18 protein-coding genes and 2 pseudogenes are annotated in these 23,142 nt (G+C 48.6%); 4 read left to right on the forward strand and 16 right to left on the reverse strand.

Going from position 1 to position 23,142, the window contains the following annotated elements:
* Positions 1–4: 4 nt before the first annotated feature.
* Together iolE and iolB are read left to right on the forward strand one after the other, a co-directional pair.
* The gene (gene iolE, locus OGX67_RS14940; RefSeq protein ID WP_204583341.1) at positions 5–895 is read left to right on the forward strand and encodes a myo-inosose-2 dehydratase; all 891 of its coding nucleotides are present in this window, start codon (positions 5–7) and stop codon (positions 893–895) included.
* Between the two features lie 9 nt (positions 896–904).
* The gene (gene iolB / locus OGX67_RS14945) at positions 905–1,723 is read left to right on the forward strand and encodes a 5-deoxy-glucuronate isomerase (RefSeq protein WP_204583342.1); all 819 of its coding nucleotides are present in this window, start codon (positions 905–907) and stop codon (positions 1,721–1,723) included.
* Positions 1,724–1,937: 214 nt separating this feature from the next.
* Here the strand turns inward: iolB and OGX67_RS14950 are convergent, their stop codons facing one another.
* The 3 genes from OGX67_RS14950 to OGX67_RS14960 all read right to left on the reverse strand — a co-directional run bounded on the left by OGX67_RS14950 (position 1,938) and on the right by OGX67_RS14960 (position 11,442).
* Positions 1,938–6,293 (reverse strand): autotransporter outer membrane beta-barrel domain-containing protein, encoded by a 4,356-nt coding sequence (locus OGX67_RS14950; RefSeq protein ID WP_257651584.1) that lies wholly within the window; start codon positions 6,291–6,293, stop codon positions 1,938–1,940.
* Between the two features lie 433 nt (positions 6,294–6,726).
* Entirely contained in the window at positions 6,727–10,269 is a 3,543-nt protein-coding gene (locus tag OGX67_RS14955; protein WP_257651583.1) for an inverse autotransporter beta domain-containing protein, read from the reverse strand.
* A 627-nt stretch (positions 10,270–10,896) separates the two neighbouring features.
* Positions 10,897–11,442 carry a hypothetical protein gene (locus tag OGX67_RS14960; RefSeq protein ID WP_200058806.1) on the reverse strand — a complete coding sequence of 182 codons (546 nt, stop codon included), beginning with the start codon at positions 11,440–11,442 and terminating at the stop codon, positions 10,897–10,899.
* Positions 11,443–11,986: 544 nt separating this feature from the next.
* Between OGX67_RS14960 and OGX67_RS14965 the strand changes: the two genes are divergently transcribed.
* Together OGX67_RS14965 and OGX67_RS14970 are read left to right on the forward strand one after the other, a co-directional pair.
* Complete coding sequence (locus OGX67_RS14965) at positions 11,987–12,535, forward strand: phage polarity suppression protein (protein WP_373371753.1); 549 nt, start codon at positions 11,987–11,989, stop codon at positions 12,533–12,535.
* A 309-nt stretch (positions 12,536–12,844) separates the two neighbouring features.
* A complete protein-coding gene (locus OGX67_RS14970) occupies positions 12,845–15,124 on the forward strand; it encodes a hypothetical protein (protein WP_286526718.1) in 2,280 nt (759 codons plus the stop codon).
* A gap of 35 nt (positions 15,125–15,159) precedes the next feature.
* On the opposite strand, the gene OGX67_RS14975 is transcribed toward OGX67_RS14970, so the two are convergent.
* The 13 genes and pseudogenes from OGX67_RS14975 to OGX67_RS15035 form a co-directional block, all read right to left on the reverse strand.
* On the reverse strand, positions 15,160–16,326 hold the full coding sequence (locus tag OGX67_RS14975) for an integrase domain-containing protein (protein ID WP_257651649.1): 1,167 nt from the start codon (positions 16,324–16,326) through the stop codon (positions 15,160–15,162).
* A gap of 381 nt (positions 16,327–16,707) precedes the next feature.
* Positions 16,708–16,898 (reverse strand): annotated as a pseudogene (locus OGX67_RS14980) (hypothetical protein).
* 20 nt (positions 16,899–16,918) lie between these two features.
* On the reverse strand, positions 16,919–17,236 hold the full coding sequence (locus OGX67_RS14985) for a type IV toxin-antitoxin system YeeU family antitoxin (protein WP_165716179.1): 318 nt from the start codon (positions 17,234–17,236) through the stop codon (positions 16,919–16,921).
* 18 nt (positions 17,237–17,254) lie between these two features.
* Entirely contained in the window at positions 17,255–17,476 is a 222-nt protein-coding gene (locus OGX67_RS14990) for a DUF987 domain-containing protein (RefSeq protein ID WP_165716178.1), read from the reverse strand.
* Positions 17,477–17,484: 8 nt separating this feature from the next.
* On the reverse strand, positions 17,485–17,967 hold the full coding sequence (locus OGX67_RS14995) for a JAB domain-containing protein (protein WP_165716177.1): 483 nt from the start codon (positions 17,965–17,967) through the stop codon (positions 17,485–17,487).
* A gap of 8 nt (positions 17,968–17,975) precedes the next feature.
* Complete coding sequence (locus OGX67_RS15000) at positions 17,976–18,434, reverse strand: antirestriction protein (protein WP_196588619.1); 459 nt, start codon at positions 18,432–18,434, stop codon at positions 17,976–17,978.
* A gap of 85 nt (positions 18,435–18,519) precedes the next feature.
* Positions 18,520–18,756 (reverse strand): annotated as a pseudogene (locus OGX67_RS15005) (DUF905 domain-containing protein).
* Between the two features lie 77 nt (positions 18,757–18,833).
* Positions 18,834–19,244 carry a hypothetical protein gene (locus tag OGX67_RS15010; protein WP_064791165.1) on the reverse strand — a complete coding sequence of 137 codons (411 nt, stop codon included), beginning with the start codon at positions 19,242–19,244 and terminating at the stop codon, positions 18,834–18,836.
* Between the two features lie 66 nt (positions 19,245–19,310).
* Entirely contained in the window at positions 19,311–19,748 is a 438-nt protein-coding gene (locus OGX67_RS15015) for a hypothetical protein (protein WP_023321463.1), read from the reverse strand.
* A 41-nt stretch (positions 19,749–19,789) separates the two neighbouring features.
* Positions 19,790–20,326, reverse strand: coding sequence for a DUF4339 domain-containing protein (locus tag OGX67_RS15020; RefSeq protein WP_165716174.1), 537 nt, complete (start codon positions 20,324–20,326; stop codon positions 19,790–19,792).
* Between the two features lie 25 nt (positions 20,327–20,351).
* Positions 20,352–21,062, reverse strand: coding sequence for a DeoR family transcriptional regulator (locus OGX67_RS15025; RefSeq protein WP_047174770.1), 711 nt, complete (start codon positions 21,060–21,062; stop codon positions 20,352–20,354).
* 208 nt (positions 21,063–21,270) lie between these two features.
* Positions 21,271–22,095, reverse strand: a complete 825-nt coding sequence (locus tag OGX67_RS15030) for a DUF932 domain-containing protein (protein WP_286526728.1) — start codon at positions 22,093–22,095, stop codon at positions 21,271–21,273.
* Positions 22,096–22,188: 93 nt separating this feature from the next.
* On the reverse strand, positions 22,189–23,052 hold the full coding sequence (locus OGX67_RS15035; protein WP_105561637.1) for a GTPase family protein: 864 nt from the start codon (positions 23,050–23,052) through the stop codon (positions 22,189–22,191).
* Positions 23,053–23,142: the final 90 nt, after the last annotated feature.

Consider the following 23,142-nt stretch of genomic DNA (forward strand, 5'->3'; position numbering starts at 1 on the left):
GATAATGACGGTACAATTAGGTATTAATCCACTGACATGGACGAATGATGATCTTCCTTCACTGGGCGCTGAGACGTCGCTTGATACTTGTCTGAGCGAGGGCAAAGAGGCCGGATTTGCTGGTTTCGAACTGGGTAATAAATTCCCGCGCGAGGCGCGACTGCTCGGCCCCATTTTGCAGCGTCACGACCTGCAACTGGTTTCCGGCTGGTACTCCGGACGTCTACTGGAACGCAGTGTGGAGGAGGAGATTGCCGCCGTGCAGTCACATCTGACGTTACTGCGCGAGCTGGGGGCCAAGGTGCTGGTCTTTGCCGAAGTCAGTGGCTGCATTCACGGCGAGCAGCAGACGCCGGTACATCTGCGTCCGCGCTTCCCGCAAGAGCGCTGGCAAGAATACGGTGAAAAGCTCACCGAGTTTGCGCGCTACACCCAGCAGCAGGGGGTACAGATTGCCTATCACCACCATATGGGAACGGTGATTGAGTCCGCCGATGACGTGGACAACCTGATGACCCATACCGGTGAGGAAGTGGGATTGCTGCTCGACACGGGACACTTGACCTTCGCCGGGGCCGATCCGCTGGCGGTGGCGCAGCGCTGGGCATCGCGTATCAACCATGTTCACTGTAAAGACGTGCGTGCCGACGTGCTGGCGGATGTCAAAAATCGCAAAACCAGCTTTCTCGATGCGGTACTGAGTGGGGTCTTTACCGTGCCGGGCGATGGCTGCGTTGACTATCCGCCGATCATGGCCTTGCTGAAGGCGAACCAGTATCAGGGGTGGTTAGTCGTGGAGGCGGAGCAGGATCCGGCCATCGCGCATCCGCTAACGTATGCGCGTCTGGGCTATAACAACCTTAGCCGTCTGGCGCGTGACGCTGGTCTTATCTGAGGAGGTGATATGTCACGTTTATTATCACGCTGGCAGCAGCCGGACGCGCAGGGGCGTACGCAGTCAGTGACGCCGGAAAGCGCCGGTTGGGAATATGTTGGCTTTAAAGCGTACGAACTGGAAGAGGGGCAGCAGCTTACGCTGCCCGCCGTCAGCGAAGAACGTTGTCTGGTATTGGTCGCCGGACGCGCGACCGTCACCACGCCGGGCGCAACCTTTACGGATATCGGCGAGCGAATGAGCCCGTTCGAGCGTATCAAACCGTGGGCGGTGTATGTCACTTCTGGCGAGGCAATACAGGTCCAGGCGGTGACCAGACTGGAGCTGGCGGTCTGCGCGGCACCAGGGAAAGGAACGTATCCGACGCGGCTGATTGCACCTAAGGATATCGACGGCGAAGCGCGTGGCAAAGGTCATAACCAGCGCTACGTGCACAACATCTTACCGGAAGATAAACCCGCCGACAGCCTGCTGGTGGTGGAGGTGTGGACCAACGAAGGCTGTACCAGTTCCTGGCCAAGTCATAAGCATGATACCGACAATCCGCCGCAGGAGACCTATCTGGAAGAGACTTACTACCATCGCCTCAACCCGCCGCAGGGATTCTGTCTGCAACGGGTATACACCGACGACCGATCGCTTGACGAGTGTATGGCTGTCTATAACCGTGATGTCGTGATGGTGCCAAAAGGGTATCACCCGGTGGCAACCCTGGCAGGATATGACAGCTACTACCTCAACGTGATGGCGGGCCCGGTACGCAAATGGATGTTCACCTGGGAAGATGAACATGCGTGGATTAATCGCGAGTATCCAGTTGATAAATAAGGTTTTGAATGGCTTTGTTAAAAGCGAGTCGTTTTTTCCCTCCCTTTGATCAGTAAAATGGGAGGAATGGGATGACGGTTGGTACTATTTAAGTGCTCATTATTCTCATAGCTCGCCTGGCTATGAGAATAATGCAAGCGTCGATATATTTGGGGTTATGGCAGTAGCTAGGGTGCTGTCGAAAACACCCCGGCTATATTTTGTTGCGGGCTGATTAGAAATGATATTTCAGTCCTAACGTTGCCGCGCTGTTGTTGTAACCGTTGTCTCCCATCTGGACGCCCACATTACCCCACAGATTTAAATCTGGCGTAATCTGGCCTTCGACACCCAGTTTAATCTCTCCCAGATTGCGTGCACCTTCCTGGCTGACGCTAACATCGTCCATTTTTGTGCTAAAACTGCGTGTATTATGGAGCCAGTTAGCTTCAATAAATGGCTGGAATTCGCGGCCTTTGCCCTCATCCATTTTATTAAAGCTTTTCAGATAGGCTCTGGCTCCAAGACGGGTTTGAATATTACCGTTACCATTCATCTCGATACGCGTTCCGTTAGCTTCCCGATGGTCATCAGATTTGACCCCCATCCAGGTAACCTGCGCCTGCGGTTGAACATACCACTCATTAACGGTTCCTTTGCTGCCAGAGAATTCGCCAACTTTAAAGGTATACCCTGTTTCAACAGATGCCGTCAGACCTTTGGATTTATAGGACTCAGAAGCCAGTCCTTCACCTTTGACATGGTTATCAAACCATCCATATTGTGCCCAACCGTCGAAGTACAGGCCTTTATGATCAGTGTTATCGGCAAACCACGTGGCATAAAGGCCAGTGCTATAGCCATTGACGCTACCTCGCGAGGTGTAACCCGTTGCTGATGAGCGGGTCTGATTATTGTCATGACCGTATCCGGCCATGATCCCGAGACGCCAGCTATCATGCCCGTTGGTTGAGCCCTGCGCGATATCACTGCCGAGCTGCATCACATAGCGATTACTTTGAGTACGCAACTGGCTGCTACCGTCATACCAACTTTGGTGGCTACCTGCCTGACGCATCCACATACCGGTGGTTTTCATCTCTCCGGTTGACACATCTGTGTACTGAGCTTTGCCCGAGCGATCGTGTAGCTGCATGTTGAACATGGTGTTTACTGCAGCATGGTTCGCGGTATAGGTTCCTCCTTCCGGGCGAAGCATATGCTCTGTGGGCGAAACCGGTTTTTCGGGATTTTCAGGCTTAATCAACTGACTGGTCAGATACCAGTGATTATTGTTAGCCCCCTGACCTCGAACCAATGAATAATCATACGCACCCGCAGTGATACGCCCGCTCTGAGCAAAATCACCATCAGAACGGCCATCAACATGAATAAGCTCAATCCCCTCCAGAGTTTGTGAACCCTGGCCTCCTGCATTGGTGACACTTACTTGAGTATTGCCAGTGGTATCACCTTTTACAATAAGCTTATCGGTGGCCGAACGATCGTCCCCCAGAACCGTATCAAAATTAATATGACCATTGTTGCCGTGGTAATTTCCTTCAACAATCAGCTGGTTGCCGGCGGACTGTCCAATATTCCCCAAAGAGATCGCACCCTGATTGGTGAGATCTCCGCCAACAGTAAAGTGGCCTGATGCTCCATTTCCGGCAACAAACAGTCCGGCATTATGGATACTGCCTAGTACCGTTCCCGCGCCTGAAAGCATACCGGCCGAAGATATATTGACCTGCTGGCTCGCTAAAGTAACAGGCGCATCCTCCTGACCCAGCATCAGCCTCCCTTGTTGAAGATCCGTGGTGCCGGTATAGGTGGAATTCGCAGTCAGAGTGACAGTGCCCTGGCCTTGCTTGATGATATTACCGCTGCCATCGACCTGGTTTTGCATGGTCCAGTCATCCATGCTGCTAAGGATCATGTCACCCTGATTGTGAATCGTCGCCTCCCCCAGATGTTCGGCGGCTGACGCCACTAATTGTGTGTTTTTATCCAGGTTAAGCTGGCCGCTAAATCCACTGTTATCCCCCTTAAGAGCGACGTTAGATTCGCTGAATGAAACTTCACCCTTACCGCTAAGGTTGTTGGACAAGTGTCCCTCAACGGCATTGAGGTTGAGATGACCATCGGCAATAATCTTCCCGGTTCCCAATCCCTGAACATTATCCAGAGTGACCTCTGCGCCGGAGGCGATGGCCGTTGTTGCGTTTAAGGACGCATTACAGCCCTTCACGCTAAAGACACCGTTATCGATATTCAGATTACCGCTGCCGACCAATGCCCCCGCGGATGTTCCGCCGTTAGAAATCGTCAGGCTACCGCCATTAATATTCAGAACTGATCCCGCTGCGCTGGTTAGCTGCCCAATCGTCTGGCTATGCCCATTCATATCCAAAACGGTCTCTTCTGCCATCTGCAGACCTGCTGTATGGCCCAGAACATTGTCATTGAGCATCAGTAGATTACCGCTGCGCAAATCGGTCAAACCGGTGTAATCATTATTCAAACCAGATAGTGAAACTGTGTGGCCTTTCTGGCTGTCGAGCGCCAGATCCCCGGAGCCGGTCAGGCGGGAACTCAATTCCGCAGCCGCCCCGACTTTTCCGTTGGCGTTCAGGATCAGTGCATTCTGACCCTGTCCTTGTAGTTCAATCTGCGTCAGACCGTAGCCCACATAAAGGCCGTCATGGTTTTGCCCGCTGGTCAGGCGATAGTCGTATGTTCCCTTTGCTACAACCTGCCCGTCCTGGCTGATGTCATGCTGAACAGCGTCTGTTATCGCGTTACCGTTCAGATCCTGCAGTTGCAGGTTTCCGGCATCTCCTGTTACAACGGTTGCTGAATTGGTGGAAACCAGTTTAATTTCCGCATTGGCGTCTTCCTGCTCCATTAAGGAGAGACCGGTATCAATACCTTGAGATATGGCGTCCACTACGCCCACAGGATTCACCTGCACAGCACCAGATCCCGTCAGGTCTAACTGGTCTTTAACATTCACCATTTTGTCGGTTTGGTGTATGCCGGGGGTAATGTTACCAAACTCAATGGTACCGCCAGAAAAGGCCAGACTTCCGATGGACTGTGTGCCTGTGCCCAGTGAAATTTCACTCCCTTTTCCTGCAATCAGCCCTGCTTTTGCAAGAGCATCGGTGTTGGTTCCCTGCAGGTTGAATGTCGTATTTTGTAATGCCAGATCACCAGTGAACCCAGAGGTCGCTGCGCTATTTTTAAAAGAGAAAGCGTGATTTCCCGTATCGACCCCCAGGATGCCAGACCCAGAAATCTGGTGGCTAAACAACCAGTCGCTGGTGCTATTGAGCTGCAGTTTCCCGTCAACGGATAACCCGGCAGAGCCCAAGTTTTTCTGATCGGACACGGTTGCAACGGCACCCGATTCAACATTGATCTTTCCTTTAAAGGCGGTGTTATCACCTAATAACGCCACATTTCCGGCGCCGACGGAGATAATGCCGTTCCCCGAAACCTTATTGGTAAACGCCATGTTGTCCTGGGCGTTCAGTAAGAGTTTGCCGCTATTGCTAATATCAGCGGTTCCCAGGTTCTGCGTAACCCCAAGGGTGGCATTCCTGGCAATTTTTACGTTGCCGCTAAATTTTGAGTTATCACCAGATAAAAACGTTGTACCATTTAGCGCATTGATATTACCCAGCCCCTCACTGCCGCTTGATATATCAGCTGTTATATTTGCGTTATCACTGGTGTGGTTCAGTGTGATTTTTTTATTGTCTGTGCTAGCCCAGACAAACTCTATTTTCTTGGCGTCAATAACTCCAGCAGATTTAGCTTTCTCACCTTCTTGAGCGCCTAATGCTAATTCTGAGTTCGTACTCAAGCTAATTTCTGGGGCAGATATTTTCCCCATGTCAGATACCACCAGCGTGGTATTTGAATCTTGATTGTAATACCCCAGGCTTAATTTCTCACTGGCGTTAATTTCACCCTTGTTATTAACCGACAGGAATTGATCGCCACCGTAGCTCTTGAAAACACCCATAAAGAATGTTTGTGTATTTACCTGGCTACCTTCGCCGCTAATGTTTCCCCTTTCATAGGTAAGACGACTGGTCCCTTTAACATGAATCTTACCGCCATCAGACACGTTAAAATAACCACCAGTTCGCCAGTTGTCTGATGCGCTGTCATATAAGTCGTCAGCATAGAGTTCGCTGCCTGCATTGGACACGTTAAGGTAACCCGTACCTCTCAGCAGAACGTTTAGCTCGCCATTGATACGCACTGTTCCTTGGGTAATATCCAGTCCACCACCTGATGTGAAGGTCAGGCGGGGGCGAGAGTCCGGCGCATTGATTACCAGGTTAGCATTATCTTTTACATTGATATGGTAATTAATAGACTGGTTTTTTTCGCCAAAATCAACGGTGTTATCTGTGCTGACATCAATATCATTAGCAAAGGCCATTGATGAACATAGCGCTACAGCACCGGCTAATAACGCCCTGGATTTTTTTTTCGTGTTCTTCCTTCCCAGTTCGGAGCACACACACCAGCAATTACGGATTTTACTCCATTTTATTTGATATATTTTGTTCATAAACTCTCCGCAAAATAATCATAATAAAAATTTAACACTTTTGGGGTGAGGTATTTATCGGGCCACATTTTTGAGAGTGAAAATGCAGATCTCCGAATTGATGATATATGTCATATGTCATTAATGTGGTGTAAACATCAGTACTGGATACTTGATTCAAGTCTCCCTGCGTAGTTTGTCACGTGATAAATTAATTTTGATAATACTGCCATCAGTCTGAAAATATTTTACCTGAGGCTTTGCCGATATTTCCAGCCCTTTTATTATATTGCTGCTTGTTTTCAAATCAACGGGGGAGGGGAAATCGTCGAGAGTGAACTTAGCTTTGCAATACCTATTACAGTTCTGAGTCTTAGTGGGTAGAAGACGTGTGGACAATATATAGAAAGGGAGATAGCCGCCATGTTGCGGCTATCTCCTGTTTATATCCCGATCAGGAATTCGGTTGATGATTCTCAACTACCCAGACGGTGAGTTCTTTTTCCAACGTTTTATCTCCCGTCGTTGCCTTCACTTTCACCCAACTTTCACCAGCAGTATCCGTTCTCAGTTCAGAGTAGGCATTTCCTAACTTAAAGTTGGTTTTATCCGGTGTCATCGTAAAGGTTCCGCTGTCGGGTTTGGCTCTGCTGCCTGCGCTAAATTCGACACTGCCGTTTAACGGATTGCCAAATTTATCCCGCAATCGGGCCATAAAGCCCATCGGCTCAAGGTTGGCAACGACGTAGCCAAAATCCTGCTCCAGAGTGAGTACTGGATTCTGGGCATCAGCATTCAGCATCAGCGAAGCATTTGCCGAGACGTTGCTACCGTGTTCAGCCAATGTGGCGGTCAGCGTGTAACGACCCGCCTTTTGACCGTGGACATTTACGGTCGCAGTACCGGAAGCATTGGTGGTGACAAGCGTATTATCAATCACCAGAGGATCGCGTGGCGATGGGCCTGTGGCCGTAATCTTCAGCTTACGGTTGCTGACGCTGTTCCCCGATGTATCGCTCAGATGCAGGGTAAACGCCACGTTATCCACATCACTCACTACGGCGGATGTGGTTGACGGTTCGATCGTCAACGCTGCATTTTGCAGATCTGATACCACCTCAATCGCCTTACCAGCCGTAACGCGTTTACCCTCTTTGATAAAGGTTGCCTGCAATTGATAGTGCCCGGCTTCTGTGGCAACAAAGGTTGTTGATGCCATTCCTTTCTCATCCAATGTCAGTTCTGACTGGCCCAGTTTTAATCCACTGGCAGGGGTGCTGGTCAGGTGCACGTCGCCACTAAATGGGTTGTTCTCACCGTCGACAACCTGTACCTGAATTTCATGCGTAGCTGATGCGTTTGCCACGATGCTCTCAGCAGGTGCCGCCAAATTCAGCACTGCGCTGTTAATATCAGGTACGAATTCCAGGTCAACGCTTGAGGACTCAACGCTGTGCTGCCCATCTGTAACCCTGGCATTAACGGTGTAATGACCCGCCTTAACCGTTGTTAACGTTACCGTCGCGTAACCCTCTTTATTGGTGGTGATTTTGTCCGGATACACGAGACCTTGTGGGGTTACGATAAGCTCCACTTTCTGTCCTTCAACCGACGCGTTGGTATTGTTGAGCATGATCTCAAGCGTGGCACCATCGCGACCGTTTGCTGCAATATTGGTGATTGCGCCATTGTCTTTGGCTGTCAGAGACAATGTTGCCCCCTCCATTGCAGAGGCAAATGTGACGCTTAGGGATGAGCTGATGTTCCCCACGTTCAGCGTAACCTCATAGGTTCCCGGCGTTGAACTGGTCAGTGAGAATCTTGCTTCACCTTTGGCATCGGTGGTGGCAACGTTCTCGCCATTCGCAACCTTGACCTGTGACGGTAACGCCAGGGTGACCGTGTATCCGGATAGCGCGTTACCATAAGGGTCGGTCAGGGTAACGACCGCGACATTACTCTGTTTGCCATCCGCCAGCGCATTGTCTCTGGTCAGGTTAAACGCCTGCACCACCGGCTGCGTTTTGTCTGCAATCCAGTTGGCTTGTTTTTCCAGCCCGGAGAAATCATGTTTTTGTGACGTCACACCAATGCGTGTCGCCTGAGCCAGTTCAGACGTTGCCTTAGCGCTGTACACGCCGTCTTTCTCTTCTACTGCAGTAAAACGGATCTCGCCGCTGGCTGAAACAGCATAAAAACGTAAGCTGTCGTCGCCGGTGATGGCATTCCCGTCTTTATCTTTTGCTTCTAACGCCAGGTTAATCGGGTGCCCAACGACCTGCTCTATGGGCATTACCGTGAATGTCGATTTTGCCGACTCGGCGGAAACCGCTTTTAGTGTCACTGTCAGGGTTTCTGTTTTACCCAGGACTTTAGCGGTTATGCGTGCCGTCCCCGCCGTTAAACCCGGCGTCAGCATAGCGGTATACACCCCTGAACGGGTTTCCTGCACTTCACCAAGCTTTGGAGCCTGTGCCGAACGCTCACGATTTCTCTGTGCGTCAGGCGTAAATGCCAAAGACAATTCAATGTCATGTGCGAGCCCTGTTAACGGATTGCCATTGGTATCTTTAATCACCAGCTTAACCGGATGCTGTGACTTCCCATCAGCCGCGATGATCGGTTGCTGCTCGTCGTTCAATGTAAAATCCATTGTGCCGACAGAGGCTGAATTCCCCGTCACCGTTACGCTCATCACTGCATAGTTAGAGACGTTTCCTTTAACATCTCGCGCCGTTGCGCCGATCTGCCACTGATTGGTGCCGCCTGGTGTATAAGCGGGTAACGTCAGTTGCCATGACGTGCCGCTACCGGAAATGCGCCCGCCAGCGGCGGCAAATGCGCTATCGTTCCACTCTACCGACTGAATGCCCCAGTGGGATTTATCCAGTGAAATAGTCACCGGAACAACGGCGCCACCTTCCCCCTGTACGCTTTCAGGCAGGCGGATTTTCAGAACCGATTTTTTGCGGTATTCCAGAACAATATTGTTATTTCGTTCGACAAAATCGTAGCGTCCGTGCTGAACTTCGCGCATCAACGCAACATTGTCGCTATCCAACTGCTTCGCCAGCGGGATGCCGGGGCGATAGTTAATCTCTACGCCGAAGCGTGAATCATGAGTATTGCTCTGCCCCTGCTTGTGTTCAGCGGAAAGCGTAACTAGCGGAACCGGCGTATAGCTGATCCCGCCTGTAAAGGCGTACGGATTTTCCTGAAGATGATCGCTGCCAAAGAGGCCGACATTCTTGCCGTAATACTTTTCATATTTAAGCGATGCGCCCAGTTGCGGATACGATGGCAACCAACCTTGGGTATAGATATCCCATCCATCCGCCGGACGTTCCTGATAATCATCCAGATCGTGGGAATCCTTCCATTTTGATAATCTTAAATAAGCATTTGCGCCTGCATGTAAATAATCTCGCCAATACTCAACGCCTGCACCCATACGTGCGTGATGACGACTTAAATCGTAGTCATAAAATAAGTTTGCGCCCAGCATTGAATTATCCGCCGTGAAGTAGCGATAACCCATACCGATATTAGTTTGGGTTCTGTCATCGGTACGGTGAAGCGATGTCTGGCTAAATAAAACATGCTGCTTTGTATCAATCCACGGATAAAGGAAATCGAACGACGAATCTTTCAACGAGAAAGCGTCATCGACGTTGAGTTGAATACGCGCATTACCGTACTTCTGTAGCCACTCTACCACCTCCTTCGTTGCCTGTGCTGAGACGGTATTGGCAGCAAAACTGCCCGCATGGCCGTTTTCAATACTTCTGCCAGCTTGCGCGGTGAGAGAAGACAGGCCGCGCAGTTCTTGCTGTTCTACGGCGGTCTGCGATGCCTTAACGGCTGACGCATGGCTAATGGTTGGCGTGAAGCTAAGAAGGGCAGGATACAGGGCCTGCAAAGCGATTGTTGACCATGCGACAACCTTATTAACGGGGCCAGTTGCCCCATTGCTCCGCGAAATTTTCTTATTTGACATTCGTAACTCCAATATCAATTAAAAAAATCAAAGGTTATTCTATGTACTGAACGGGATGCGTAATATATGTATTTAGTAGGAAAATTCAAGAGTTGTTCATGGAGAAGTTAACTGGATATTTTTACACGATCCTCTGTCGGGGTTGTCTGGCGATGTCGAACGTTTAAATGGCGAATGTTCTAAAAAATACGTTTCTTTTTATAGTGACGATCTTAAGCTTATAGGGCTATTATTTAAGCCTGGTCGTTCACTGTTAAATAAAAAGGGGTATCAGGAAATTAATCTGCTTGTTCGTATTCATCTATCATCACGTTCTCCGGATTTAAGTCTGGAACGTGCCAACGCTATTCAGGACGGGTCAAAGAGCATAAAAAAACCCGCATAAGCGGGCTTTTATGTCACTCCGGAGCCGCGGCTCCTTTGCGTATCTTTTTTTGTCCCCTCACCGTCTGGTCGGTGTCCTGCTGAGACTGCTAACTTCCTGTTTTTGCTAGTACCGTCCTGGCACTGTCCAATCATGATTGGTGGAGCTGGCTGAGAGCAACACCAAATACTAACTATCTGATTCTTTGAGCAATGTAGCGGGAATCAATGTCACACCACTATGTCAGATGCCCAATACAAAAATCAAGACATCGGCTTAATTACGTGGGTGCAATGGGGATGATCAGGAATTTTAGGCGTTTTGTCCCAGTTGCCATCCTCATAAGAGGTAACTAATAATCTGAGTAGATGACTGACGTCATGAGAACGGCCTGCAAGAACTTGTGAGCACTGTGATGATGCTTGCTCCTGCGACGATGGGGGAACAAAGCATTCGTTGTGTCCCTTTGCTATCTCGATTTCTAATACTGCTTGGTTGTAGAACCGACTAAACTGTGTTCTGGTTAAACGTTCAGCCCAGCCACTAGCAAAGACTCTGTTATCCCCTGAATGGATTGATGTATAACGTGGAATGCGAGCTTCAACAGCTCTAATTGCTTCGTCTAAGCGCAATTCACCTTTTGTGAGCTGAGATAAAATTGCTCTGAACTCTTCTACCCTGCCTGCTCCTTCGGTCGCTTTGCCCGCAATCTTTTTACTGGCAATAAGAGATAACATTTTGCTTTGGAGTTCTTGGTTGTTGCCTAAAGCACTAGGTATTTCATTAAAATCAGAAGCATAAGTGATCATATAGGATTCCTTGCTAAATTAATGAAAGTCACAGAGTGTGGATGATTATCCACGAGGGTTTTGTAGGTAATACTCGTTCAGACCATCGGTGTAACCTTGGTAGTAAGCTACTCTTGGGCTTCTATGGCGAACTTCAGCCGCTTGGCTTTTTAAAATGGAGTCAATAGCCGTAGCAGCGCTAGGCTCTTGGTTTGATACCCCTGCCTGAAATCCCAGTTCGTATGCACATCCGGCACATTTATGACGGAATGGATAGCTCTGATCCTCTGGAAGGGCGGCAAACATTGTGTCGTAGCGGTGTGGTGCTTGGCAGGTAGGCATGAAAAACCTCATAGGTTAAAAACAGTACTCTTGATATGAGTATGGGTTCTTTTTCATTCAAGATGCTGCAGTTGTATCTCTCCTCTTCTTTTACAAAATGTGAGGCTAGTCACTTTTAAAAAATGATACCAACGCTGTTAGTTAATCATTTATTTTGCAAGCAACTTACTGTTGTTTAAGGTTAAAGGAACTGAGTAATACATCACAGGCGATTTCCACCTGCATGGATATGAAACTCTACAAAAGCCCCGCCCTCAGAATGGCGCGGGCTAAAGAGCTGGAGCTGACCTGCACCCGTTATGAACCGGAGGCAGCACAGGCGCTGCGTGATGATATTGACCTGAAAAAATGGGCGGTAAATCAGTCGGCCGGGCAGCACATCCGGTCACATGAGGCCGTGCAGCGTATCAGTATCCGGCGTCAGCTCCATGACTTTATGCAGGTAAGCGGTGATGCGCTGGCCGCCGCACTGGCACCGGAATTACTGAATCTCAGCGAACAACCTGACATCGTCAGAGAACGGGCTCTCGACCGGGCGGCCGCCAGTGTTCGCGAAGCGCTGTCCGTACATATAACCCGCGGAGGAAACATTGATTACGCAGAGGAAGATCGCGACATTCTGACAACCATCGGTTTCCGGCCTGACAGAGCATCGGGAGCCGACAACCGGGCAAATATACGCCTGAACAGAGTCAGATTTTCATGTGTCGACAGGCCGCGCAGACCCGCAAAAAATCCGCATAAAACGCCCCGAAAATACCCGTTTTTTTAATAAAAATAGCCATGCATGCCTACGCTGCATGGCTTTGCATGCAAAACCCTGAATTTTCCACACCCAGCCACACCAGCACTGGCGCGGCCTGAGTGCCCTCACGCACCTGCATTAAAAGCGCGCCACGAAGCGGGCAGGCGTGGCGGGGAGAGCATTGCGCGCTGTATATTTATTGGCTTTCTGAATAGTAGAGTATGTAACATACAGCATTAATAAGCATCGTTATCATATTGATGATACATTTTCATAGGTGATAACAAAAATGCGTGTAGCTAAGCTTTAATTATATTTATGAAAAGGAACGGTAAGGTGAAGAATAAATTTAGTAAAAAAATGATTAATAAAAAACAATTTCAAATACAAAACTCTAGTGATTTGACTGAGGTTATAAACCCTTTTAAGGATATGAGTAGAGAACAAATAAAAAAAGTAGTGGGTGCATCATTTTTAGATGCTAAGGAAAAATTACCACTATTAAAAAATGAACTTGTTGATTTGATAAAAGAGGTTAATCCCATTCATTTGCTATCAGGTTTTGTTACAAGCTCTCTTTCTCCTATTGATGAGAAAAAAGGTATATCTATACAAGATAGTAAAATTGCAATTCCACAGTTTTACATTGAGTATATTCAAGCTCTTTTCTTAACATTGCCTGGCAATGAATTTAATACAGAAGCAAAAACAACAAGTGAAGATTTTAATAGTATTAAAGATAGTTTGGATTATATCTTTTCAACAAATATGTTGGCGAGATTTGATGGCGGAACTGAACTTGAGACTGATGAGGAAAAAAGCGCATTTTTAATGCGGAGTTTAATGCAGGGGCAGACTACATCGGTTAGAAATTGGGGGTACTACACACAGGTAAAGAAAATTTCTTTAGAACTTTATGGATATTTTAATGATGGTCTTAAAGAGCATTTTGGGTTTAGTGTCGATAATGTCATTGGTTTTTTTGAATTCCTTATAGATACTATAGAATCAAAAATAAATGAAAGAATTTCAAAGTTACAGGAATATTATAAGCTTGATATAGGAAGTCTGCGTAAAGTAGTGTTAGATGAAACTAATGAAGATGAGTTCTTGGAACTTATGAAATATGGGGTTCATGATGCGAACAAAGAAACCTTAATTTATTTTTTATTGGTTAGAGTAATGCATTACGATGAGTCATTGTTTGTTTTTAATGACTCAGAAATATCATCTGGCACTTCTATTCCTATAAATGAAGTTAGAAACATACAAACTTATTTTTCTCTTGAAAAAGGGCAGTTGGCAGGAATAAATAGAGATTATCTAACTCTTGATAATCCTGTTTGGTATAAACCTCTTATAAATAAAAGTCAGTCGGAGGTTTATTGCTTTATTCCTCAGGTATTTTTTAGCTTTATTATTCCTATATTTGATGATCTGGTCTCCACGTTTTCTGACGTGGCTTTATCAGATAGGAAAAGTGTCTATTTAGAAAATAAGATAAATGAGATAGTTAAATCAAAATTTGATGAAGCAGTAATATATAATGGCTTGAAGTGGACGCAGGATGGGCAGGTATATGAGACGGATGTATTAACACTTATAGATTCATTTGCCATTATCTTTGAAGCTAAATCAGGGAAAATATCTAAACCAGCATTGCGTGGGGCGCCAGAACGGTTAAAAAAACATATAAATGAATTAATTATCAGTCCGTGTATACAGTCACAAAGACTGAGAGATAGGATGATTTATTTAAATGGAAATTTGGATATTGAAGATGATCTTACAAAACAATTAGGTGATGAATTAAGAAAAGTAAAAAAGATTATTCGAGTATCTGTTTCACTGGAAAGTTTTGGTGCTATGCAGTCGCATATGCAAAAGATTAAGGCATGTGGATGGTTTACAGATGATTTTGAGTCCTGCCCATCTATGTGCTTAGCCGATTTTGAAACTGTTATTGATATACTAGAAAAACCTTCATTTGTTTTGCATTACCTCTCTTCACGTCAACGTATAGAGAGTGAATACAATTATTTTGGTGATGAATTGGATTTGCTAGGAACCTATCTGGATACCCTTTTTTGCTTGGAGGGATCAGATGAAAAAACCAATTTAATATTGACTACTATGTCACAAAAAATAGATGATTATTATATTTCTTTGGAGAATGGAATAAAAATAACAAAACCAAAACCAAAACCAAAAGTGCGAAAACTCTTTATGGATATTATTACACAACTGGAAACGAGGAAGACGTATAGATGGTTGGAACTGTCCTTGTTACTAAATAATATACATCCAAATGAGCAGGCGGTTATTTATGATATGATAAATGAAATGAAGAGAAACGTGAGGAAAAATTGGAGGGTTTCTGGTCATGTAAATTCAGTTATCTATTCATCTGGGATTTTTGAAAGCTTTGGTTTTTGTTACTTTGCTTATTGCAACAAAAATAAAAAAGATGCTACATCTTTTTCTGAAGGTTGTGCGAATGAGCTTATAGATATTCAAGGGAAGAAGCTTTGTTTGGTTGTGGGTAAGAATTTAGATGACCATGATGTAGCTTATAATAAATTAGCTCTATATGGTGACTCCTCTTTCTTTTTTTGATGATAAAAATCAGATTGGGACTAATGTCCCAATCTCTATAGTTTGACCTTCATTCCCCACCAATTCATCAATTCGTTTCTTTTATTTAAGTATGTTGAGCGATTATATGCCCTTCTTACTTCATTTTTATCTGAATGAGAAAGTGCTGCCTCAATTACATCAGCATTGAATCCTTGTTCATTCATAGCGGTACTTGCAATGGAACGTAATCCATGTGCAACTAACTTGCCACCATACCCCATACGCTTCAAAGCAGCATTAGCTGTTTGACTATTCATTGGTTGCTTTGGATCATTCCTGCTCGGGAAGATATGTTCGCGATGTGCACTGAGAGGCTTCATGATATCCAGAATCTCTAATGCCTGAGGTGATAAAGGAACAATGTGCTCACGCTTGGCCTTCATCCGCTCTGCAGGAATTGTCCAGAGCTTTGCATCAAGATCGATCTCAGCCCATTGAGCGCCAGATGCTTCTGAAGGGCGAACAAGGGTCAGGAGCTGCCACTCAATAAGACAGCGAGTCGGAACAGACAGATTCGACATGACCAGAGAACGCATCAGCTTAGGTAATTCTTCTGGTCGTAGCGTGGGCATGTTCTGCTTTTTGGGTTTCTCAAATGCCATTCCAACACCTGATGCCGGGTTAGCATCAATCAGGTCGATGTTGACTGCGTAAATCATTATTTCGTTAATGCGCTGGACCAAGCGACGAACAGTCTCTAATGCGCCGCGTGCTTTGATTGGTTCCAATGCTTCAACTATCGTTCTGGCCTTAATTTCTTGAACAGGTATCGAGCCTATTGCTGGGAATACGTCTTTATCTAGAGAACGCCAAATATCCTTCGCGTAGTCCTCAGTGACGCTTTTGCTCTTCATTATGAACCAGTTGCCGGCCACAGTTGAGAAAATACTGTCCAGTGCGATTTGCTGCTGTTCCTCTGCAATTTCAGCTTGAATTTGCGGGTCGATTCCGTTGGCTAATAAGGCAAGGTAATCAGCTCTTAACCCTCGGGCATCAGCAAGCGAAAGGGCAGGGAAAGCACCAAGCCCCATCATTGTTCGCTGCTTTGTTATCGGACGTTGATAACGGAAACGCCAGAGCTTTTTCCCGCTGGTTTTCACTATCAGGAAAAGCCCATCGCCATCATGCAGCGTCAGATCCTTCTCTAACGCTTTAGCGCGCAGAACTTCAGTGTTGGTCAGGGGGCGTCATGAATTGGTATACGCTTTTAGGTATACATACTACCGTATACCTAAACGTATACCAATAATCACCGGATTTAGCCGGATGTTCTCGGACAACGACAGACACAAAAAAGCCCGCAGGGCTTGTGCCATGCGGGCTTTCTGTACTTCACCGGACGTATCCGGATCATCATTTGGTGGGCTGGCGGAGTCTGAATTGGTTGTGTAACTCATTGTTTAATGGCTGATAACATTCAGTTCAATTTTCATTTTGGTCCCATTGTTGGTCCTAAAAGAAAATGTCAGGTTTTTTGCAGGGGAGGGGAGGTTACAGTAGAAGTCTCTTCGTCTGTGAGATTAACATTTTGCTTTCCTTTGGTCTGCTCTGTATGTAAGCGTTCATTTCACGTTAGTTTTTAGCAAGCCGGTAGAGCGCCTTGCTCGCAGAATATCCACTACGGAAAGATACGGGGTCTGCTCTTGCCACGAAAATCCTTTCCGATCGATACGGACAAGCACATTTGCCAGACAGCCACGGGCGACAGACAGGGCTTCGCCGCCTGCGAAATTGTAGCAGGTAGATTTTTCATGTTTGCTCTCGTGAAATTTGTTAGCGTTTTGTGGGATAGACGGCGATGTATACATAGCCGCAACTGCCAAGAGTGTCGGCTTCGCAGGTGAAACCGTTGTGATACAGGATGACGCAGTGGGCATGGCGGGGATTCATTTCACCAGTGGTCAGCATCGATTCCATCCGGCTGATAAAGTGCGGGAATGTTTCATCCAGCTTCCGGCATTCGGCGTCACTGAATTTACCGGTGATACTGGCCCGGTCAGCCAGATAATGTAGTTGGTTCCCCTCCTGTACCAGACGGGCTCCCAGACGCGGCGTGGTATCCCGCTGCAGGCCCCATGTAATGTTGCTCATTTATAACCTCCTTTATTGTCAGTTCAGAGTGATACTCATCAGACAGGCATAGGGCCCGTTGCGGTCCTGGCGGCGTTCGGCGTATACCGCCAGCACGCCGGGAATGTCAGGAACTACCTTACCGGTGTAATGACAGACACTGCCATGCCACTGGTATCTGCCGGTGCAGTATCGGAAAATGCGGGAGGCCGGATGCTGACGGTAAATCGTCATCGCCCGGCGTTTACTGATAATGTTCATGTCATACCTCACAGTAGACCGTGTTCAGCGAATGAATAGATTTGCTTGCCACCGACAATCAGATGGTCAGGCACACGGATATCAACGAGCTGAAGCGCCTGTACCAAACGCTGCGTTATGGTCTTATCTGCCTGGCTGGGCGTGGTATCGCCGGAGGGGTGGTTATGCGCCAGTATCACTGCTGCTGCATTGAAATACAGGGCGCGTTTGACCACCTCACGGGGATGTACCTCGGTGCTGCTAATGGAACCGGCAAACAGGGTTTCATGGGCAATCAATTGGTTCTGCTGATTCAGGTACAGCACCATAAACTCTTCGCGCTCCAGCCCCGCCATTTTAATTTTCAGCCAGTCACGGGCAGCCTGAGTGGAGGTAAATGCCACGCCTGTTTCGCGCAGGTGTCGGTCAAGCAGGGTTAAGGCGCGTTTTACCGTACGCTGTGCGGTCAGTGGAAGTGCCGGAGCCTGTGGGATAAGTGACTGTTCTATCATGAATATCCTTAATCAATAATGCGAAAAATGGCGTGGGATTCAGGGTGCTGCAGGGCGTAATCCCGCAGGCGGTAATAGTGCTCCGTCATGGCATCGCATTCGGTGCGACAGGCGTGATGGCTGTATTCAATCAGGCAGATAGCAATACCTGCGGCTTCTGCGCTCATTTGCGCACCATTACCGTTCATGCTGTTGAAAAGATGCCATTTATCGTCACTGTCAGCATCAGGAGCCATAAACGCGCCGCCATTGCTGAGCGTGTAAAAGGACCAGATACCACCGCTGTACTCATCACAGAAGCGGTCCATCCAGGCGAAAATACGGGGTTCCAGCGTTATCCACTGTGTGATAGCACCAAAGTGCAGCGGCCAGAAATCGAGACGCTGCTCGTCAGGTACTGGTGATGCAGTAAGGTCAAATTGAGGTTCATTAGCGGACATCAATTTGAATTGCGTTTGTGTCGTCATGGATATTCTCCGTCAATTAAAACGCCAGCGACGATGGCTGGCGTATGGGAAATAAAGGACATGCAGGGATGATGGATGGGTGTAATCAGGAGGAGGAGGCTCTGAGGGTGCCGTACTGTCGGATATAACAGTTATGTCCTTCACCAGCATCAGGTTCAAAGTACCACACCCGCCAGACCATTCGACCTTCAGAGTCACGAACCACCAGGCGGAAGTGGCTACCCTGGTCGTCTTCAATGCTGATGTTGTGATACCGGCGGGTAACCGCTTAAGCCTGCTGTCGGGTGAAAGGTCCCGGTGGCAGCATGTGAGATTCAGACATTCGATGTACCTTAAAAGCAAAAGCCCCTGACGCAGAAGCGTCAGGGGCTATGAGTGTGTGCAGATGTGGGGTGATTATCAGTAACCGGTTTGTACCTTATACAACCGCAGGGTTTTACTGCCCCGGACAATTTTCACATACAGGGCATTATCTTTTGTGCCGCGCACAAACCCGGCCTGCACATCGCCCTTACAGTCACCACCGTCGTAAGGAATGTTGACACCGGTCTGGCGCACCAGGTCGATAACCCCGAAGCTTAAGTCTTCACAGGCCGGGCCCGGCAGGTCGTGAATCAGGGCAAATTTATGGTCGTCGCTGACACCTGTTAGTGAGCACATGGAGGTGTTGATATCGTTTCCCTGGCACCAGTATTCCTGGCCTGGATTGTCTTTATCCATAAGGCTTGCCGGAAGCTGAGCGGCACCGGCACTGAATGCGGCAAGTGACAGAATGAGGGCGGGTACAGCAGAGGTCAGTATTTTCAGCATGGTCTTCGTCCTGAATTAATCCAGCCCGCAGTTGGGCAAAATAAGAGTGGTTGATATCGGGTGTTATCAGAAGCGCCGGTAGCGAAACAGCTCTTTGCCCTGGTAAAGTGCCACCAGGTCGTCATATTCCGGCTTCTTCTGGTTGGGCTTAAAGGTCACTACCGTGCCCGGACGGCACAGATCTTTTACGGTGAGACCGAATTTCTTATCCGGAGTAATGGTGAATCCCTTCGACACATCGTTGTGCATGATGGTTATCCAGCCCCACAGGCCGCCTTCACAGTTTTTAAAGGGTGCGGAACGCACCGTGACCATCCCACCCAGACGGTCAACAGACATAGCTTCGCATTTTCCAGTAACCTGACGATGCGCATCGCACCAGAAAATGTTCCCGTTATTGTCATTAACTACCGCAGGTAGAGTCCGGTTATAAGGCTGAGCCTGAGCGCCCGCACAGAGCAGAAGGCTGCCGGTAATACCCAGTATTTTAATTAGTGTTTTCATTACGTTGGTCCTTAACAGAGAAAGAATCAGGTAGCGGTCATTCAGGCCCAGACGGTCAGGCCCAGCATCACAAGCCATACCCAGAAGTAAGTCGGTTTCTGACCGAGAGTTTTCGCCCGCCGCCACAGATAGAACGGCACCAGCCAGGCCAGTTTGCCGAACGTGGTGGTGTCCACTCCGGCCTTACGAAGGCGTCGTTCATCGAGATACCCCAGAGCGATATTGAGCAGCAGCGTGATAAACCAGTACTGCCCACCCGAGACGGCATCATATGCCTCGCCAAATGACATCCCGCTCAATCCTGCAGTCCACAACTCCAGCGCGTAGCCAATGAAGGGAGCAAATGCCAGCGTCCACACAACGCCACCCGGAATGCGGTTCCCCGGCAGCGCTGGCGGTGTGGTGCTCCGGAGCAGCGCCGAAGCAAGCGGAGTAGCGGAGATCGGCTGCCACTCTGCCATTCCCTGTCGCCACACCAAAGTGGATGCAGTCAGTTCACCGCGTATAATCAGGCTGGTGATGTCGTCTTCGGTCACATTGTCGTGACGTATGCCATTTTTCTCGTAATGCCAGATCATTGTTTTTCCTTCTTAACAGAGGTAATTAAATCAGTGTGTTGCCCGGCTCCTCCTCAGAGGGCCCAGGAGACAGGACTTCACGGATACAGCTGAAGTGCGGAAGGGCCCGGATAAAGCCCGCCTGTGTGGTTAACTGGCTGAGACGTTTTAGCGGAGTGAACGTTGTGTTGAGGACTGTCACCGCATGGATGGTCGCCAGAGGATGCACGGTGATATATCCGTTAAGTTCACCAGTGAGGTACCAGCAGCCGTCGAGTGATATCAGGCGGTACGGGGCCAGCCCGTCACAGCGCTCTCCCTCGGCCAGCAGCAGTACCCGCTGGCAGGCGGTAATGGCACTGACAAGACGGTAGAACACCAGTGAGCTGGCCGGTGACACAGACTGTGGCGGCTGCCATACCAGACATGGCATCCCTCCTGCAGTGAGCAGCATGCCCGCCAGACGCCGGTCCAGCCCCGGAAAAATATCGGCCAGTCCGGCCCGGTGCGCGAAGGTCAGCGCATCCAGTTCGCCCTGTACGCCCCCACCGGTGCTGCGCAGGCGACATTGTCCCCGTCGATACTCAAGGTCGAGGTACATCAGCCGTTCGCGAAAATCCCGTCGCAGGGTACGGACTGACACACCAAACTCTGCAGCCAGCTGCGCCATGTTCAGCGTTTCACCTGCAACCAGGCGGCTGATTATCAGTGACAACCTGACAGCCAGCCGGTCATGACGGCGCTCTGCCTGTGTCATCTTAAATCTCCGTAATAGTTAACTGACTGAATATGAATTGATTCTAAAGAGGGGGGCGGACAGGGTATGGACACTGAATGAACTATTTTTTATCAGCAACCGGAAGCAGGTCCAACGCGGCGCTCCGTGGAATGCGGTGATAAAACACTCAATCCAATGGAGGTAAAACGGACAGGGAGTGTCCCTTCCCAACATGTTGATAACAAGCTCAGGACTGAAACCCACTCAGCATCGCTTCCGCCATCACCCAGAGAGCCCGGTTGAGCCTCACATCACCGTCAATACCGCGCACCGCACGGGTATGCATTTGTCCGCCTTTCGTACTCCGTCCACTGAGCCCGCCCTTAATCAGGTTCTCCTGAATACGCTGGTATGTGGTCCACAGATCATTGCTCTCATCCTGCCAGCGGCGTGGGGAGAGTATCTGAGGTGCTGTCACCGGCTGGTGGTCCTCACCGAAACGGTACGTCAGTGCAGCCTGTGCCAGAGCCCGTTGTGCAGGTGGCGGCAACATCAGCGACTGCATGGCATCCCGTTTCTCTTCCACACGGTCAAAAATCCCCAGCACTTCATACGCCCCCTCAATCACCTGACTCACCACATCTCCTTTGTGCGGCACCCTCACCTCGCCAAACGACTCACCGCAGACGAGTCCGTTCTGGCATACCGCACGGAATAATCCCGGCAGCATCTGATACGAGCTGGTGCCGTCATGAGAGTTGAGCAGAATGATTTCGGGGACTTGCTTGCCGGTAATTTGCCCCTCCCGACGCAAGCGCAGCATGTGCTTTGTGTGCTCGCGGCGACCTGGATCACGCACTCTGGTCTGACAGGCAAAGAAGGGCTGAAAGCCTTCGCGCTGCAGACGGTCCAGCAGGGATATGGTGGGTATATACGTGTACCGCTCACTGCGGGATGCGTGTTTGTCCTCGCTGAATACGCTGGGTACCACAAGAAACAGTTCTTCGCGGGTTAACGGACGGTCACGACGGATAAGATTTACTGCGCCAAAGCGCGAAGCCAGACGGGTCATAAGCAGACTCCTCATGATGGAAAATAAATACAAAAAGCCCTGCCGCAAGGTCGCGGCAGGGTTCAGGAAACTACGGGTTAGAAGGGTTAATTTTCAGAAGAAGAAATTCCAGACTGCACGAGCGACTGATACCACGATGTCTCGTACAGACTGGATGACTGTCTGAACCGGGGCCGGTATCAGGGGCATGGAACTTATGGTGTCCAGTACCGAGCCGACCGTTTCACCAAAATCGTCACGGGCTTTTTTATTAACGGCATCGGTACGAAGTGGAGCACTAAGCTGTACCGCCACCGGACTGCTGGCCTCGCGTGGCAGGCAACGAATCATACGCTCCGCCATTACCCGCAGTCCCCATTGCAGACGAACCGACACCGCACAGATCGGATTTACTGGTTGGAACAACTCATGTAGCAGACAGATTTTACGGCTGATATTTTGTTTCTGCTCTGTAGACAGCTTTTCACCACCGCAGGTGGGCTCAACCTTGTCGGACTGACTGATAACAAACAACACCTTATGCCGATATGCTTCACCAATCACCTGCCGGTAAAAATGTTCATCCACCGCCAGAGCCCGATCATCGGCTTTGATTAACCACAGCACCAGGTCGAGCCGGGGAAGCTGCTGGCTGTAGAGCTCGGCATATTCAACATCGCGTCTTTCACTTTCACCAACACCAGGTAAATCGACGATAGTCATAGCATGTTCGCCCACCTGCAGGCGAAAGCATAAGGGGTCGCGAGTACAGGCAGTAACATCGCTGACAGGTGACACCTTATCGGCAAAAAGAGCATTGCAAAGGGATGATTTACCTACTCCGGTTTTGCCCATAATACCGATCACTGGCACATAGTTGGTTAACTGGCTTACTTGGTGCAGAATACGTTCAGACACCCATTGCGGTAAGCTGGAAAGAGAGTTTTGCAGCGACTGCAGACCTTCAGAATTGTTCATCACTTCTCCTCTAAAATGAAAATAATAACGGCAGAATAATAAGTTCTGTCATTAAATGAGAGCTGTTCAGTTGAATAATATATGTCTGAA

This window comes from Citrobacter sp. Cf118, from assembly GCF_030334095.1.
GTDB classification, from domain to species: Bacteria; Pseudomonadota; Gammaproteobacteria; order Enterobacterales; family Enterobacteriaceae; genus Citrobacter; species Citrobacter freundii.